15 protein-coding genes are annotated in these 16414 nt (G+C 35.1%); 7 read left to right on the top strand and 8 right to left on the bottom strand.

Annotated elements, in window-relative coordinates:
• Window positions 1–77: 77 nt before the first annotated feature.
• Window positions 78–554: a Dps family protein gene (locus tag ASG22_RS17665; protein WP_055987536.1), complete on the bottom strand. Its 477-nt coding sequence runs from the start codon at window positions 552–554 to the stop codon at window positions 78–80.
• 104 nt (window positions 555–658) lie between these two features.
• On the opposite strand from ASG22_RS17665, the gene ASG22_RS17660 reads away from it, so the two are divergent.
• The 6 genes from ASG22_RS17660 to ASG22_RS17635 all read left to right on the top strand — a co-directional run bounded on the left by ASG22_RS17660 (window position 659) and on the right by ASG22_RS17635 (window position 6425).
• Window positions 659–2248, top strand: coding sequence for a hypothetical protein (locus ASG22_RS17660; protein WP_055987534.1), 1590 nt, complete (start codon window positions 659–661; stop codon window positions 2246–2248).
• A 109-nt stretch (window positions 2249–2357) separates the two neighbouring features.
• Entirely contained in the window at window positions 2358–2771 is a 414-nt protein-coding gene (rpsL, locus tag ASG22_RS17655; protein ID WP_002983146.1) for a 30S ribosomal protein S12, read from the top strand.
• Between the two features lie 23 nt (window positions 2772–2794).
• Window positions 2795–3271: a 30S ribosomal protein S7 gene (rpsG, locus tag ASG22_RS17650; RefSeq protein ID WP_055987532.1), complete on the top strand. Its 477-nt coding sequence runs from the start codon at window positions 2795–2797 to the stop codon at window positions 3269–3271.
• 6 nt (window positions 3272–3277) lie between these two features.
• The gene (gene fusA / locus ASG22_RS17645) at window positions 3278–5395 is read left to right on the top strand and encodes an elongation factor G (protein ID WP_055987530.1); all 2118 of its coding nucleotides are present in this window, start codon (window positions 3278–3280) and stop codon (window positions 5393–5395) included.
• An 18-nt stretch (window positions 5396–5413) separates the two neighbouring features.
• Window positions 5414–5719, top strand: coding sequence for a 30S ribosomal protein S10 (gene rpsJ, locus ASG22_RS17640; protein WP_002661363.1), 306 nt, complete (start codon window positions 5414–5416; stop codon window positions 5717–5719).
• Between the two features lie 205 nt (window positions 5720–5924).
• Window positions 5925–6425 carry a low affinity iron permease family protein gene (locus ASG22_RS17635; RefSeq protein ID WP_055987528.1) on the top strand — a complete coding sequence of 167 codons (501 nt, stop codon included), beginning with the start codon at window positions 5925–5927 and terminating at the stop codon, window positions 6423–6425.
• Window positions 6426–6453: 28 nt separating this feature from the next.
• On the opposite strand, the gene ASG22_RS17630 is transcribed toward ASG22_RS17635, so the two are convergent.
• The 7 genes from ASG22_RS17630 to ASG22_RS17600 all read right to left on the bottom strand — a co-directional run bounded on the left by ASG22_RS17630 (window position 6454) and on the right by ASG22_RS17600 (window position 15434).
• Window positions 6454–9159, bottom strand: coding sequence for a hypothetical protein (locus ASG22_RS17630; protein WP_055987526.1), 2706 nt, complete (start codon window positions 9157–9159; stop codon window positions 6454–6456).
• Between the two features lie 50 nt (window positions 9160–9209).
• On the bottom strand, window positions 9210–10187 hold the full coding sequence (locus ASG22_RS17625; RefSeq protein ID WP_055987524.1) for a hypothetical protein: 978 nt from the start codon (window positions 10185–10187) through the stop codon (window positions 9210–9212).
• Entirely contained in the window at window positions 10187–10600 is a 414-nt protein-coding gene (locus ASG22_RS17620) for a hypothetical protein (RefSeq protein ID WP_055987522.1), read from the bottom strand. The genes ASG22_RS17625 and ASG22_RS17620 overlap by 1 nt, the downstream gene beginning before the upstream one ends.
• Window positions 10601–10754: 154 nt before the next feature.
• Window positions 10755–11555 (bottom strand): hypothetical protein, encoded by an 801-nt coding sequence (locus tag ASG22_RS17615; protein WP_055987520.1) that lies wholly within the window; start codon window positions 11553–11555, stop codon window positions 10755–10757.
• A gap of 18 nt (window positions 11556–11573) precedes the next feature.
• Window positions 11574–12305, bottom strand: coding sequence for an MIP/aquaporin family protein (locus ASG22_RS17610; protein WP_055987518.1), 732 nt, complete (start codon window positions 12303–12305; stop codon window positions 11574–11576).
• A 23-nt stretch (window positions 12306–12328) separates the two neighbouring features.
• Window positions 12329–13825 carry a glycerol kinase GlpK gene (gene glpK / locus ASG22_RS17605; protein WP_055987515.1) on the bottom strand — a complete coding sequence of 499 codons (1497 nt, stop codon included), beginning with the start codon at window positions 13823–13825 and terminating at the stop codon, window positions 12329–12331.
• Window positions 13826–13844: 19 nt separating this feature from the next.
• On the bottom strand, window positions 13845–15434 hold the full coding sequence (locus ASG22_RS17600; protein WP_055987513.1) for a glycerol-3-phosphate dehydrogenase/oxidase: 1590 nt from the start codon (window positions 15432–15434) through the stop codon (window positions 13845–13847).
• 115 nt (window positions 15435–15549) lie between these two features.
• Here ASG22_RS17600 and ASG22_RS17595 point away from each other — a divergent pair, with 115 nt between their 5' ends.
• The gene (locus ASG22_RS17595) at window positions 15550–16314 is read left to right on the top strand and encodes a DeoR/GlpR family DNA-binding transcription regulator (RefSeq protein ID WP_055987510.1); all 765 of its coding nucleotides are present in this window, start codon (window positions 15550–15552) and stop codon (window positions 16312–16314) included.
• The last annotated feature ends 100 nt before the right edge of the window (window positions 16315–16414 follow it).

Raw genomic sequence — 16414 nt, 5'->3', positions numbered from 1 at the left:
CGCAAATTTAATAATTAAAAATAAAATCACCTAAATGTAAGGTGATTTTTTTAATATTTTCTGATATTTTTTTAAGATTACTTCCCGAGATAGGAGTTATACATCCAAACTTCTTTTTCCTGTTCCGTGATGTAATCGCTCATCTGTGAGTTTGTACCTTCGTCTCCGGCTTCGTCCGTAATGTCCAAAAGTTCTCTTTGTAGGTCGATTACAACTTTGAAAGAATTAAGGATAATTTCTACACTTTTCGTCCCATCAATTACTTCCTGACTTTCCTTAATCGTAGAAACTTTTAGATAATCTGAATAATTATGTACCGGTGTTGCTCCTAATGTTAATATTCTTTCGGCAATTTCGTCGATTTTCAATACCAGGCTGTTGTACAATTCTTCAAATTTCGGGTGAAGGGTAAAAAATTGGTCTCCCTTAATATTCCAGTGAGATCCTCTCGTATTTTGATAAAAAATGGAATAATTTGCTAAAAGTACATTCAGCTTTTCCGAAATAGTTTTACAATCTTCCTCTTTGAGCCAGATAATGTTTGCGTTTTTCATACGTTTATTATTTATGGGTCAAAAGTAAGTAAATATTGTGCCGAAGATTAGGTTTCATGATTGATGATAATTATCTTTGAGATGTTTATAATAAATTTTAAAATATGGAGTCAGCATCAAATATTAGTTTAAAAAGTTTTTGGTGGTCTTTGACAATTTTTCTTGGGGTTTGTGTCGGTTATTTTTTTTTATCAGCTTCCAAAACGGAAGGTCATTTTACGTATATTATAGATGATGCCTACATTCATCTTGCAGTAGCGAAAAATTTTGCACTTCATGACGTTTGGGGAATTACACGATATCAGTTTTCTTCAACATCTTCTTCTCCGTTATTTACTTATCTTTTAAGTGTTCTGATTAAGATTTTTGGGAATAACGATCAGCTTCCTTTGTATTTCAATGCTTTTTTCGGGGTCGCGACTGTTTTTGTTTTGTCTAAATTCTTTTCAGGAATTTTCAATAATGTTAAAAATGTTATAATTGCCTTACTTTTCACTTTATTTTTTGCTGTTTTGCACTTACAGGTTTTAGCGGGAATGGAGCATATTTTTCATGCGTTTTTAATAGCATTAAATATTTTGTGCCTTTCAAATCTTAAAAATAAATCGGCGGTCTTTGGGTTTTATATTTCCTTGTTAATTATGGGATTGGTGCGTTTCGAAAGTATGTTTTACTTTGTGATTCTTGCATTTGTTTTTATATTAATTAAAAGATGGAAAGAAGCAATTTCTGTATTATTAGTCGGTTTTTTACCAATAATGATTTTTTGTTATTTTAATTATCAGGAAGATGGTTACTTTTTCCCGAATTCTATTGTAGTGAAGGGAACTAAACTGAGTCTTGATTCTCAATTTTTTCATCAGATGAAAGTTATTATTTTTGATAACTTTTTATTGAATGTCAGTTTCTATAAACTTGGATTTTTCCCTATTCTTATGTGTCTTGTTTTTATTCTCAGAGATTTTAAAAAGAAAAATTTTCAGGAATTAATTAAAGATAATTTTCTTCTGATTGTTATTTCTTTATTAATGATCTGCCAATCAATGTTTGCTGATCTGAAAGGAGGTTTTCGATATGAGGCTTATATTCTGACAGGTTTTTCAATGGCGCTGATTCCGAAAGTAAAAGGTCTTTTTGAAAACTTTAAGGAGTATATTAAAAATGAAAAACTTCTTTCTTTTCTGATTTTGATGAATTTGATACTGTTGGGTTATAAAACTTTTTATGCACATGCTGTTATTCTGAACGGAGGTAAAAATATTTATGAACAGCAGGTTCAGTCCGCTAAATTTTTACACACCTATTATAATGATTCTAAAATTGTAGCCAATGATATTGGGGCAGTATCATATTATACGGATATTCATTTGCTTGATATTGCTGGTTTAGGATCAAAAGAAACGATTCGTTTTAATGAAAATAAAAAACATTTTGATAAAAGTTTTGAGAATTTTCTGACTCAATATTGTATCGATAATAAGTATCAAGTTGCTGTAGTATATGAGATTTGGCTTCAGGGATTTGTGCCGAAAAACTGGAAGAAAGCAGGTGTAGTAAAAATTAAAAATCCTATTACCGTGGCGAGAGATGAAGTGACAATCTATTCTATTGATAACAGGAATCTCCAGCAACTAAAGGAAAATATCAAAAAATTTAACTGGGATAAAAATGTGCAGGTCACAATCATTGAGTAAGTGTAAGTGTCTGTTTATTAATTTTTAATAAAAAATATAATTTATCTCTGAGTGTTTGTTATTTCAAAAATAATTATTAAATTTGCACCCTAAAATAAAAAGCAATTAAATGCCTACTATTCAACAATTAGTAAGAAAAGGAAGAGCCACGCTTGCCAAGAAGAGCAAATCGGCTGCCCTAGATTCTTGTCCACAAAGACGTGGTGTATGTACGAGAGTATATACTACTACACCTAAGAAACCTAACTCTGCACTTAGAAAAGTTGCAAGGGTAAGACTTTCTAACGGTAAAGAAGTTAACGCCTATATCCCGGGCGAAGGACATAATCTACAGGAGCACTCGATAGTATTGGTTAGAGGCGGAAGGGTGAAAGACCTACCGGGAGTACGTTACCACATCGTAAGAGGAGCATTAGACACTGCAGGTGTTAATGGAAGAACTCAGAGAAGATCTAAGTACGGAGCTAAGAGACCTAAACCAGGACAAGCTGCTGCAGCTCCTGCAAAAGGAAAGAAAAAATAATCATTAAATAAGGTACAGAAGCAATGAGAAAGACAAAAGCGAAAAAAAGACCGTTGTTACCAGATCCGAAGTTTAATGATCAATTGGTAACGAGATTCGTAAACAACTTAATGCTTGACGGTAAAAAGTCAATCGCATTCAAAATTTTCTATGATGCATTAGAAATCGTAGAAACTAAAAAAGGAGAAACTGAAAAAACAGCCCTTGAAATCTGGAAAGATGCATTAACTAACGTTATGCCTCACGTAGAAGTACGTTCTAGAAGAGTAGGTGGAGCTAACTTTCAGATTCCTATGCCAATCAGAGCGGATAGAAAAATTTCTATGGCAATGAAATGGTTAATTCTTTACTCTAAAAAGAGAAACGATAAGTCAATGGCTTTGAAATTGGCTAACGAAGTTGTAGCTGCTTCTAGAGAAGAAGGTGCTGCTTACAAAAAGAAGAGTGATACTCACAAAATGGCGGAAGCTAACAAAGCGTTTTCACACTTTAAATTCTAATCTGAAATGGGTAGAGATCTTAAATTTACAAGAAATATTGGTATTGCTGCGCACATTGATGCCGGTAAAACTACTACTACAGAAAGAATTTTATTCTATACAGGAGTAAACCACAAGATTGGAGAAGTTCACGATGGTGCTTCTACAATGGACTGGATGGAGCAGGAAGCAGAAAGAGGTATTACAATTACTTCTGCTGCAACTACTTGTTCTTGGAACTTTCCAACAGACCAAGGTAAACCTGTAGCAGAAACTAAACCTTATCACTTCAACATCATCGATACACCGGGACACGTTGACTTCACAGTAGAAGTAAACAGATCTTTGAGAGTATTGGATGGTTTGGTATTCTTATTCTCTGCAGTAGACGGAGTAGAGCCTCAGTCTGAAACAAACTGGAGACTTGCTGACAATTACAAAGTTGCAAGAATGGGATTCGTAAACAAAATGGACCGTCAAGGTGCTGACTTCCTTAACGTGGTAAACCAGGTTAAGACTATGTTAGGATCAAACGCAGTTCCAATCGTTTTACCAATCGGTGCTGAAGAAGATTTCAAAGGTGTAGTAGATTTAATTAAAAACAGAGCTATCGTTTGGGACGAAGCAGGACAAGGAGCTACTTTCGAAGTAGTGCCAATTCCTGAAGACATGAAGGCTGAAGTTCTGGAATACAGAGAGAAATTAGTTGAAGCTGTTTCTGAATATGACGAAACTTTGATGGAGAAATTCTTCGAAGATCCGGATTCAATTACAGAAGAAGAAATCAATGCTGCATTGAGAGCTGCTACTATCGATTTATCTATTATCCCAATGACTTGTGGTTCTTCATTCAAGAATAAAGGAGTACAGTTTATGTTGGATGCAGTATGTAAATACTTGCCTTCTCCATTGGATAAAGATGACATCAAAGGTACAGACCCAAGAACAGATCTTGATATTACAAGAAAACCATCTGTAGATGAGCCTTTCGCAGCATTAGCATTTAAGATTGCTACCGATCCTTTCGTAGGAAGATTGGCATTCTTCAGAGCATACTCTGGAAGATTAGATGCTGGTTCTTATATCTTGAACACTCGTTCAGGAGATAAAGAAAGAATCTCAAGAATCTATCAGATGCACGCTAACAAGCAAAATCCTGTAGAATATATTGAAGCAGGAGATATTGGTGCAGCTGTAGGTTTCAAATCTATCAAAACTGGTGATACAATGTGTGACGAGAAAAACCCAATCGTTCTAGAATCGATGGTTTTCCCTGACCCGGTAATTGGTATCGCTGTAGAACCTAAAACAAAAGCTGACCAGGATAAAATGGGTAACGCTTTAGCTAAATTAGCTGAAGAAGATCCTACATTCCAGGTTAAAACTGACGAGGCTTCTGGACAAACGATTATCTCAGGAATGGGTGAGCTTCACCTTGATATTCTTGTAGATCGTATGAAGAGAGAATTTAAAGTTGAAGTTAACCAAGGACAGCCTCAGGTAGAATACAAAGAAAATTTAACAAGAGTTGCTCAACACAGAGAAGTTTACAAAAAACAATCTGGGGGTAAAGGTAAATTTGCTGATATTGTATTTGAACTAGGACCTGCTGACGAAGGTAAAATCGGTTTAGAATTCATCAATGAGATCAAAGGTGGTAACGTTCCTAGAGAATTTGTTCCTGCTATTGAAAAAGGCTTTAAAGCTGCAATGAAGAACGGTCCTTTGGCTGGTTTCGAAGTTGAAGGTATTAAAGTTACTCTTAAAGACGGATCTTTCCACGCAGTGGATTCTGATGCTCTTTCTTTCGAATTAGCTGCAAAATTAGGATTCAAAGAAGCAGGACGTGCTGCTAAGCCAGTAATTATGGAGCCTATTATGAAATTGGAGGTTGTAACTCCAGAAGAATATATGGGTAACATCATTGGTGACCTTAACAAGAGAAGAGGTACAATCAGTGGACAAGAAGAAAAGAACGGTGCCGTTGTTATCAAAGGTTCAGTTCCATTGTCTGAAATGTTTGGATATGTAACTACTCTAAGAACACTTTCATCAGGAAGAGCTACTTCTTCTATGGAATTAGAGAAATACCAGGCTACTCCTCAAAACGTTGCTGAAGAAATCATTGCTAAAGCAAAAGGTTAATTTTTTAAAGTACAAGAAATGTCACAAAGAATCAGAATAAAACTAAAATCTTACGATTACAACTTGGTAGATAAGTCTGCTGAGAAAATCGTAAAAACGGTAAAGGCTACTGGTGCTGTTGTAAACGGACCAATTCCATTGCCAACGAATAAGAGAATCTTCACAGTATTGAGATCTCCGCACGTAAACAAGAAAGCAAGAGAGCAGTTCCAATTATCAGCTCACAAGAGACTAATGGATATCTACTCTTCTTCTTCTAAAACTGTTGATGCTCTAATGAAATTAGAACTTCCTTCAGGAGTTGACGTTGAAATTAAAGTGTGATAATTAAGCCTTTGGCTTATCATCTTACATATAAATCCCTTTTCGCAAGAAGAGGGATTTTTGTTTTTATAAAGTGATTGTTTAATTCTCTATAAATTCAAATATTCACAAATAAAAATGAGAGATAATCTTGTTTATTAATATTTAGGGACGTATTACTTCGGCGGAGTTTTTGATTGAATATCATTACAATTAAAATAAAAAAATGGCTAATTCAGATAAAAGTATTTTTGAGAAATTTTCAGACTGGTCAACAAAATTTACAGGAAGTTCTTATGCTTTTATAGGAGCTGTGATTATCGTGTTAGTATGGGCGATTTCGGGTCCTGTTTTCAACTATTCCGAGACTTGGCAATTGGTTATTAATACAGGAACGACGATTATTACCTTTTTAATGGTTTTCCTTATTCAGAAAGCTCAGAATAAAGATTCAAAAGCAATTCAGATTAAATTGAATGAATTAATAGCAGCTAATGAAAAAGCAAGCAACAGAATCGTTGATATTGAAGATCTAACAGAAAAAGAACTCGATCAGTTGCATTGCTATTACGAAAAACTTGCGGATTTTGCAGAGGAAGATGATGACATCCATACGTCACATTCTATCGATGCGGCCCAGCGAAATCAGGATCATAAGGATAGGGTTTTCAGGAAAAGACATGAAGAGTGGTTACAGCAACAGAAACAAAAAAAGGAATCAATTTGATTCCTTTTTTATTTTTAACTGAAAGATATTACTTCATAAAATAATCGAAATAAGAACAGCTTCCCATCAGACTTTTTGCGGTTTCAGTTTGTGCATATTGAGTTTTCAACATCGCAAAATAGGTTCTGTATTTCTGATTTTTAATCTGATCAAGATTCTTTTGATAAGCATCACTTTTCTCGCTGTACTTAGGATCTGAATAATCAACTTTTGACGGATTTTTAGCTTCATACTGATAATATTTTCCCTGTTCGGCACTTGCCATTTGGAAAAGTACTCTTGCCTTTTGTTCTTGGTTAATTGAAGCATTCAAGGCTTTTTTATAATAATTGATAGAAAGATCAAAATTATCGGGTTCGATATAGGTTCGATCTAAGAAATTTTTATAATAATATTGGTAAGGATTTTTACGATCGGTGCTCCAAAAATCATATTTTCCGCCGTTGGTATTGTCGATATCCATTACAAATAACTGTCTGTAGTATCCTAAAATCGAAGTATTATATAATAAATTCCCGATCAACTGATTCGCTGTTGCAGATTTTTCATCTTTTCCTGTTCCAATCTTTTTCAGTTGAATGAGCGCATCTGCTAATTCTAGTTTATTCATCGTTGGTTTAATAAAAGGAAATTGTGAATAATCTTCTTTTTCCATGCTTTCGTCCTCTGAACTTTGATAGCTTTCCCAAACATTATGACCGAAAACCAAATCAGAAATATGATTAAATCCGTTATAAACATCAGGGGTATATTTAAGAGGAGTCTGTTTTTTAGCATCATAATTCCATTCCGATCTTGGAATTCCTGTGAAACTTTGAGCTTTTGAATAATATGATTTAGCTTTATCAAAATCAGCCTGTCTCATGGCTCTGTCGCCGTAAATTACCGCAAAAAAAGCATCAATATTTCCTACATCATTAAAGTTTTTGGCAATAATCTGTTGTTCAAATTGTGTTTTATTTGGTTTTCTGTAAAAGTCTTCCACACTTTTTACCAGACTTGAATTCGGATTATATTGAAGATCAGATAATTTATTATTCATTAAGAAAGATTTTCCGTCTTCGCCCTGTAGGAAATAACGATTCGCTAGGATATCTTTTAAAAAGTCTTTGGTAGAAGGAACTTCACCATAATAATCATATTCATTGGTTTCTGTACTGTCTTTTTTTACCTCCGGTTTATCAACAAAATATTCTGCATAATCTTTCATTAGATGATCTTCAAAAGCAGCATCAATTTTGGGTTGGGAAACAATATCATTCAGAACTTTCATTCTTTTGATCTGCTCTTGATATTCCGGATTTGAAGTTTTAATATCATTTAAAATTTCAGTACTCGCTTTGTAATCTTTCTTCAGAAATTTAAGATAAGCATCTGCAATCTGCCAATATTCATCTTTCGATTTTTCTTTGGTTTTAGCCGTAAATTTTTCTAAATCATCCAGATAGTCTTTTGTCTTATCATCGTAATAGTAATTAGTTTTGGTAAAGACAGGAATTCTGTTAGGATTGTCTAATAATTCATCATCACTTTGATCGGCTTTGATTTCTTCAGGAGTTTTATCTTTCATCCCAAAAAATCTTCTAAAGAATCGTACGATTTTCTGCCAGAAAGAAAGTTCTTCTTTTTTTTGTTCAGCAGCTGTCTCAGCTTTTGTCTGATCTGATGTTTTTGTGGAATTATTAACCTGAGCCGTTGATTGATCATCAGTATTGGTGTAGTAATAAATCGGAAGATAATTCCTTTCCAACTCATTGATGCTTCTCACCGCCATTACTTTAAGGATTTCCGAATTGGGATCAATCTCATACATCTTTTCCATAATAGGAATCGGGTTGTTGAAATCTTCATAACCTAAAAGAAAATAAGCCATATTTTTCTCATCGTTTGTTCCGGCTCTCTTTAAAATATTATTAAAAGAAGCAGTGTCTGAAAGTTTCATTGAAACAAAAGCCGATTCTTTACGGCTTCTGCTGTCTTTAAAAACCTGGAAGAAATTCCAGTTAGCATCATTGTTCATGCCTAATCCTCTTTGCGCTCCCGCAAGCTGATCCAAAGCCATGATGTAGGGAGCGCCTTTCAGCTTTATAGGCAGAATATAGGTTTTGAAGGCCTGAGCAGCGGCATCATAATTTCTTGTATAATGATTGAAACGAACCAACTGATAACCGTAACGTTGTTTGATTTCGGGATTTTTCGCAGCGTTATACAAAGAAGTTAATGCTGCAATTGTTTTATTATAATCGAGATTGGTAGCGTTTTTATCGGCAGTTGACCGCTCATAGTAAAATGAATCAGGACTTTCCACATAATTGATTCTCATGTACGGCTCCAGATATTTTGCCTCGATCAGATAATCAATTCCTTCATGATATTTTTGATAAAATCCGGAACCTTGTTTTATCAGTAATTGATTGGTCGGAGTTCCTTTTTTTAATGCATTAAGATCGTTGATGTTCATTTTATTCACCAAATAATCGGTTTCTGCATAGCTTAACTGATTGTTAAAGAACTTCTTCCACGAATCAATATTTTCATCGGGAATTTGTGAAGCTTTAAAATCTGTGTAAAATCTTGTCGAATAGCTGTGAAGAAACGGTAAATAGGATTTATCCTTAATGATACTTTGCGTAAACAAATTAAAATATTCATAATCCGGATCCGACCACGCACAGGCTTCGGTTTTCGTATAAAACAGCGATAAAACTGCCAGTGAAAGAAGGTACTTTTTCATATTGTTGATGGTGTTTTTTGAGTGTGTAGTTTTAATATTTGTACGGAATTTTAAAAATTAAAATTCTGCTCAGTAACAAATTTACTATCTAATTGATAATAAACGATATTGAAATGCTTTATTTTTTTCTCTAGGAAATTAACAACATTTTTTAACTGATCATCAGAGATTTCTTCCACTTTTATTCTGAAACCTTTATTCATATAATTTCCAAAATAGAAACCGTCTTTCAGGATTTCAATTTCTGTATTTGATATTTTTTTGAAATTAATATTTTCTAAATCTTTTTCAGATAAAGCATTAATCAGTTTATGTTTTCCTAAATGATTTGTCACAATTCCCCAGGAATAAATCGGAAGTGCCACTTCCATATTTTTAATAGGATATTTATCAATTTCCGACAAATAACTTTTTAAAATAGGAACATCCAAAATTGAATTTTTATCCGAATTTTCCAACGGTGAAGAAGTGGAGTAACACATTAAGTATACTTTTTCTACAGGCGGAATTCCTGTCTGTATTTTATCTTTTACCTGATGGAGACGAAGCGTACAGGTAATTTGTTTTTGCGAAATCTTTTTTAATGCTTTCAGAAATGTAAAGTAATCATCTTTTGTTCCGGCGGTCCAGTCGCAGTCAATCTGGATTTCATCGTTGATCTTTAAATGATATTCGAAAGTTTTCTTTTGAATTAAATCATAGATATGTTGGGCAAGAAAAGTAATTTCTTCTTTGCTGATGTAAAGAAAAGTTCGGTTGGTGATAAAAACGGTCGGAACAATCTGCTTGTCTGTTTCAAAACTCTTATCTTTTGTAATGACTCCGACAGGCTGAAATTTTCCATTAATTTTATCAATATCAAAAAAACGTATATATAGATAAGGATCATTTACTTTCTGTAAAGCTTCTTTTTCTTTTTTATCTAATACCAGTTTTGTTTTCCAATAATAGAATGTGTATTGATGAGTTCGTTTTTTATTGCAGGAAACGGCAAAAAACAAGATGAAAAGGAACTGTAAAGTTTTCATTATTTGTATAATTTGCTTCCGCAATCACAGTTTATTTCTGCCAATTCAGAAACGGGACAACAGTCATCAGATTTTTTAATTTTTCCTTTTTCGTCGGTAAGGTAAATTTTTTCTTTATTAAATTTCACATAAAAAGTTTCGTTGTATGTCTTGAAATGAACTTTCATTACATTCGGATTGTATTTTCCGGCATTAATTTCTTCTTTTGTTTCCTTTCCATCCGCCTGATTGATTTGAACGAAACCAAAATAGATATCACCGTTACTTTTTGCATTTAAGTAATATGAAGGAGTTCCCGAACCGCTGGCTCCATCTTCAATGTTAAAACTTCTTTTCCCAGTGAATGGTGCTTTAGATTGAGCAAAAGATAAAATGCTGATGCATAAAATAAATAAACTAATAACTTTTTTCATGACCGAAATTTTTCAAAATTAAAAATATCTCAGCAAAAATTAAACCGTAAAATCACGGTGTGTACTTTTAATAAAGACTTTTATATGAAAAATTTGAAAAACAAAAAGCCACCTCAAAAATGAGATGGTTTCTAAATTACTAACAATTTTTATTTTAAAATACGGTTGCCGCCAATTGGATTCTCGCAAACTTATTCGCAGGATTCCACATAGCCATCATAGAAACAGGAAGACTGTAATGTTCTGTGATTTTCAGAGATTTGGTTGCTTTCACACCCAAATTTACGATATCGAAGCTATTGGTTCCGTTTCCGTACAGAAATCTTTCATCATTTAAAGCAAAACCTGCTCCTACAAAAGCATTAAGATTTACGTTTTTATCTTTAATCACGGGATAGCTTGCCTGAACGTACGTGGAATATTTATTCTTTTTGTACGTTCCGTCTGGTTCCAAAACTACTTCTCCGGCGTTTGCGCCTCCGTACAACATAATATCTGCTTCAATATTCAATGGGAACACGGGTCCGAAAGTATAGTTGGTTCTTAAATCGATAATATGAGCAGTTTTCCGGTTTGAATAGTTAAAAATATCATCCGAAGCAACTGCTGTATTAATGTTTCTTGAATTAAATAAATCCCACAAACCAATATATAAGCGTCCGTTGGAATACTGAACGTAATAATTGATTTCCTTGTAATGCGTTCCATCTTTATCGTCAGTCATTGAAGAAGCACCCCAAATTCCGACTTTCCATTCTTTATCTTTGTCTAAAGCATAAGAAAGATTTCCCATCACAACAGGCTTGTCGGTGATAATTAAACCTCGCCAAAGGTGATTATTCTGAATATTAGCTGTAAAATCTAATCTGCTGTCTTCCTTTTCTTCAGCTATTTCCTGGGCAAAAATATTTCCTGTGCCTAATGCAATCAGGCATATAAAAAAGAGTTTTTTCATTGTATAAACTTTCTGTGGTTAGCTTAAAGCAAGATTGAGTAAAGCTGCGAGTGTTGCTCCTATTATTGGCCCTGCAATAGGAATCCAGGCGTATCCCCAATCACTGTTTCCTTTTACCGGAAGAATAGCATGCATTATTCTTGGTCCTAAATCACGAGCCGGATTAATCGCGTAACCTGTTGTTCCGCCAAGAGACAAACCGATTGCCCAAACTAAAAATGTGACAGGTAAAGCACCTATTGTTCCCAAACCGATTTTTGCACTCGGATCATTATTAAAACTAAGATTAGGATCTGTAAAATGGAAGATAACAAATACCAAAACGAAGGTTCCGATAATTTCACTAATCATATTGGAAATTGGTTTTCTGATTGCCGGGCCTGTACTGAAACAAGCCAGTTTTGCCCCTTCATCTTCTGTAATCGCAAAGTGGTCTTTATTAAACAGCCAAACAAGAAAAGCGCCCAACATTGCTCCGATCATTTCTCCTGCAATATACGTTGGAACCAAATCCCAGGAAAATTTTCCTGCAATGGCTAATCCTAAAGTTACCGCCGGGTTCAGATGTGCACCGCTGACTGGTCCTGCAACGGTAACACCGACAAAAACTGCCAATGCCCAGGCTGTCGTAATCACGATCCATCCGGAACCGTTTCCTTTTGTACCTTTCAGGACAACGTTTGCCACCACGCCGTTCCCTAAAAGTATCATCAGCATTGTGCCGATAATTTCTGCTATAAATGGAGTCATAGTTTAATGTGTTTTAAATGTGATTAATCTTCGATCCAGTTTTGAGAACGCTGAACGGCTTTTTTCCATGTTCTAAGCATTTTTTCAACTTTCTCTTCTTCCATTTGAGGTTGAAAATGTTTGTCAACAATCCATTGAGACTGAATTTCATCAACACTTTCCCAATATCCAACGGCCAATCCGGCAAGATAAGCTGCCCCCAACGCTGTAGTTTCCAGTGTTTTCGGTCTTGTGATTTTAGCACCAAAAATATCTGATTGAATCTGCATTAAAATATCACTTGCAGAAGCTCCGCCGTCAACTCTCAATTCAGGACTTTTCTTCCCGGCATCTGCTTCCATTGCTTTTACAATATCATACACCTGAAAAGCAATTCCTTCCAATGTTGCTCTTGCAATGTGAGCATTTGTTGTTCCACGCGTTACCCCGACGATTGTCCCACGGGCATATTGATCCCAATAAGGCGCGCCTAAACCTGTTAAGGCAGGAACAAAATAAACACCGCCGTTATCTTCAACAGATTGAGCTAATGTATTAACTTCTTCTGCAGAATTAATTAATTTTAAACCGTCTCTCAACCATTGAATGGCTGCTCCGCCTACGAAAACACTTCCTTCCAAAGCATAATTAACTTCTCCATTAATTTTCCAGGCAACGGTCGTTAATAAATTATTCTTCGATGAAACGGCTTCTTTTCCTGTATTCATTAAAAGGAAGCAACCTGTTCCATAAGTGTTTTTTACCATTCCCGGAGTGGTACACATTTGTCCGAACAAAGCTGCCTGCTGATCTCCGGCAATTCCTGCAATTGGAATTTTAGTCGAAAATAGAGTAGTAGCTGTTTCACCATAAATTTCACTGCTTTGTTTTACTTCCGGTAAAATAGCTCTTGGAATATTGAATAATTCCAATAGATCATTATCCCATTCCAGCGTATGAATATTTAACAACATCGTTCTGCTTGCATTCGAAACATCGGTGATGAACATTTTTCCACGTGTTAATTTCCAAACCAAGAAAGTATCTACGGTTCCGAAACATAATTTTCCTGCTTCCGCCTTTTCTCTTGCGCCTTCTACATGATCTAAAATCCATTTCAGTTTTGTTGCTGAAAAATAGGCATCCAACACCAGACCTGTTTTTTCTTTAATCGTTTCAGCATGACCTTGTTCTTTTAATTCGTCGCAGTATTTTGCCGTTCTTCTGTCTTGCCAGACAATTGCATTGTAGACGGGTTCTCCTGTTTCTTTATCCCAGACAACGGTAGTTTCACGTTGATTGGTAATACCGATTGCGGCAACTTCTCTTCCTGAGATACCTGCTTTTGCAATTACTTCTGCTGCTACTGAAACCTGAGAAGACCAGATTTCGTTGGGATCGTGCTCTACCCAGCCCGGAGTAGGGTATATCTGTTCAAAACTTTTCTGAGAAACAAATTCTATTTCTCCGCTGTGGTTGAATAAAATGGCTCTTGACGAAGTCGTACCTTGGTCCAGAGCGAGAATTAACTTTTCACTCATGCTGTGATAGTAATTAAGGTTAGATGGATTTTGGAGAGTAAGGAGTCAGTAGATATCCTCTCGCCAATTCGATAAACTCGTTTTCCTGTTCGTTTGCCCATTCTTCGGAGTGCCCGTTTTCTTTTGCAAGGATTCCGGCGATCTTGTGCGCACTGTCGATCGCTGCTCTTGCATCCAAAAATAAAAGACGAACTCTTCGGGCAAGAATATCTTCAATGGTTTGTGCCATTTCGCTTCGTATTGCCCAGACTGCTTCTGCTATGGTGAATGGATGATCAGGATGTATTTTTTCTGAAAATTCAGGATTGTTCTGTTGAAGTTTTTTGATTTCAGGAATATCTGAACCATAAACATATAGATGATTGGTTCTGTCTACCGTTTCAGGTTTCACATTTCCATGAATCGAAAGATGCTCTGTTTTGGAAGCTGTGATTCCTAATTGATGAACTTTTACTGCTTCATCTATTGTATCTTCTGCCATCTTGCGGTAAGTTGTCCATTTTCCACCAATAATCGAAATCAGCCCGGTTTCGGATGTAACTACTTTGTGACTTCTCGAAACTTCTTTCGTGCTTTTGCTTCCGTCTTTCGGAGCTGCAAGAGGTCGAAGTCCTGCGAAAACAGATTTTACATCTTCACGGGTTGGTTTTTTAGATAAATATTGTCTTGCGGTATTTAAAACAAATTTAATTTCATCTTCTAAAGCTCTTGGTTCAAAACTTTCGTTCTCCAGTAAAGTGTCGGTTGTTCCTACCAAAGCTCTATCATGCCAAGGAACAACAAACAAAACTCTGCCGTCTGAAGTTTTCGGAATCATGATGGCATCGTCGCTTTTTAAGAAAGATTTATCCAGGACCAAATGAATTCCCTGGCTCGGAACAACGAATTTCCCGTGTTTTGGGTTATTCATATTTAATATGTCATTCGTGAAAACTCCGGTTGCGTTGATGACCACTTTCGCTTTGATTTCGAATTGTTGTTTCGTGAATTGATCTTCTGCAATAACACCTGTTATTTTATCGGAATCATTTTTAATCAGATTAATAACTTTAACGTAATTAACTACTGTTCCTCCTTTTTCAGTTATGGTCTGAGCTAAATTAATTGCCAATCGTGCATCATCGAACTGTCCGTCCTGATAAACAACCCCACTTGCCAAACCTTTTTGCTCGATCGTAGGAAGTTTTTCAACAGTTTTAGATTTGCTGATATATTTTGTTTTACCTAAACTTAATTTCCCTGCCAGAAAATCATAAACCGAAAGTCCTATTTTATAATAAATTCCTCCCCACCAGGTATAATTCGGGATAATGAAAGATTGGTTTTTCACAACGTGCGCTGCATTTTTTGCCAGTAAACCTCTTTCTTTTAAAGCTTCTTTTACTAAACCAATATCTCCCTGTGCCAAATATCTTACTCCTCCGTGTACTAGTTTTGTACTTCTGCTGGAAGTTGCTTTCGCAAAATCGTGAGATTCCAACAGTAACGTTTTAAATCCTCTGCTTGTAGCGTCCAATGCCGAACCTAAACCACTCGCTCCTCCGCCAATGATTAGAAAGTCCCATTCTTTTACGGTGGTTAATTTGCTGAGTTCTTCGTTTCGTTTCATAATATTTCGTTATGTTTCGTTTTCAAATGTATAAATTAAAAATGAAACCAAAAAGAAAATAAATGAAATTTTTCGAATCAAAATAAAATTGGTATTTTTGAAGAAACGGAACAAAATGGAAAAGCTGCTGCCAAGACATAATGATATATTAAATGAGTTAGACGCAAAAGATCATGTACTGGTTCAGGACTTGTGTGAAAAATTTAATGTTTCGTCGGTTACCATCCGAAAGGATTTGAATTATCTTGAAAGTTTAGGATTGCTTTTCCGAAATCATGGAGGTGCGAGTAAGCACGTACGGTATGCGTATGAAAAAAATGTTGGTGAGAAGGAAAATATTAATGTAGAAGCAAAACAAAACATTGCAAAAGCAGCGTTGGCATTAATTCAGGAAAATGACTGTATTATTCTGGCTTCAGGAACAACGATGCATTATCTGGCAAGAATGCTGGTAAATTTCGGTCCGCTGACGGTTTTAACTTCTTCTTTACGTGTTGCTATTGAACTTTGCAATAATCCGAATATTAATATTATACAGTTGGGTGGGGAAGTAAGGAAAAGTTCTACTTCGATTGTCGGTTCCATTTCTGAAGGTATTCTGAAACAATTCTCTTGTAATAAATTATTTCTCGGTGTCGATGGAATTGATATGGATTTCGGAATCAGTACTTCAAACGCTGCAGAAGCTCATTTGAATCAATTAATGATTGAGTGTTCTGAAAAAGTAGTCATTCTTGCAGATTCTTCAAAGCTGAATGTAAAAGGCTTCGGTAAAATTGCTTCTTTGGATAAAATCGATTATCTGATTACAGATCACGAGATTTTGGAAGAAGATAAAAATAATCTTGAAGAAATTGGAGTAAGTGTAATTATAAAGTAAAAATCAACTTATTTTTAAATTTTCTGTAATTCAAAAATATTTTAAAGGAAATTTCACCTGAATTTTCTCAAAATTATCTAAATGATTAAAAATCAAAATA

Origin of the sequence: Chryseobacterium sp. Leaf405, assembly GCF_001425355.1 — a bacterium.
Taxonomy (GTDB): domain Bacteria; phylum Bacteroidota; class Bacteroidia; order Flavobacteriales; family Weeksellaceae; genus Chryseobacterium.
The sequence above is the reverse complement of the archived record's forward strand: the minus strand, read 5'-3'. Positions and strand labels throughout refer to the sequence as shown.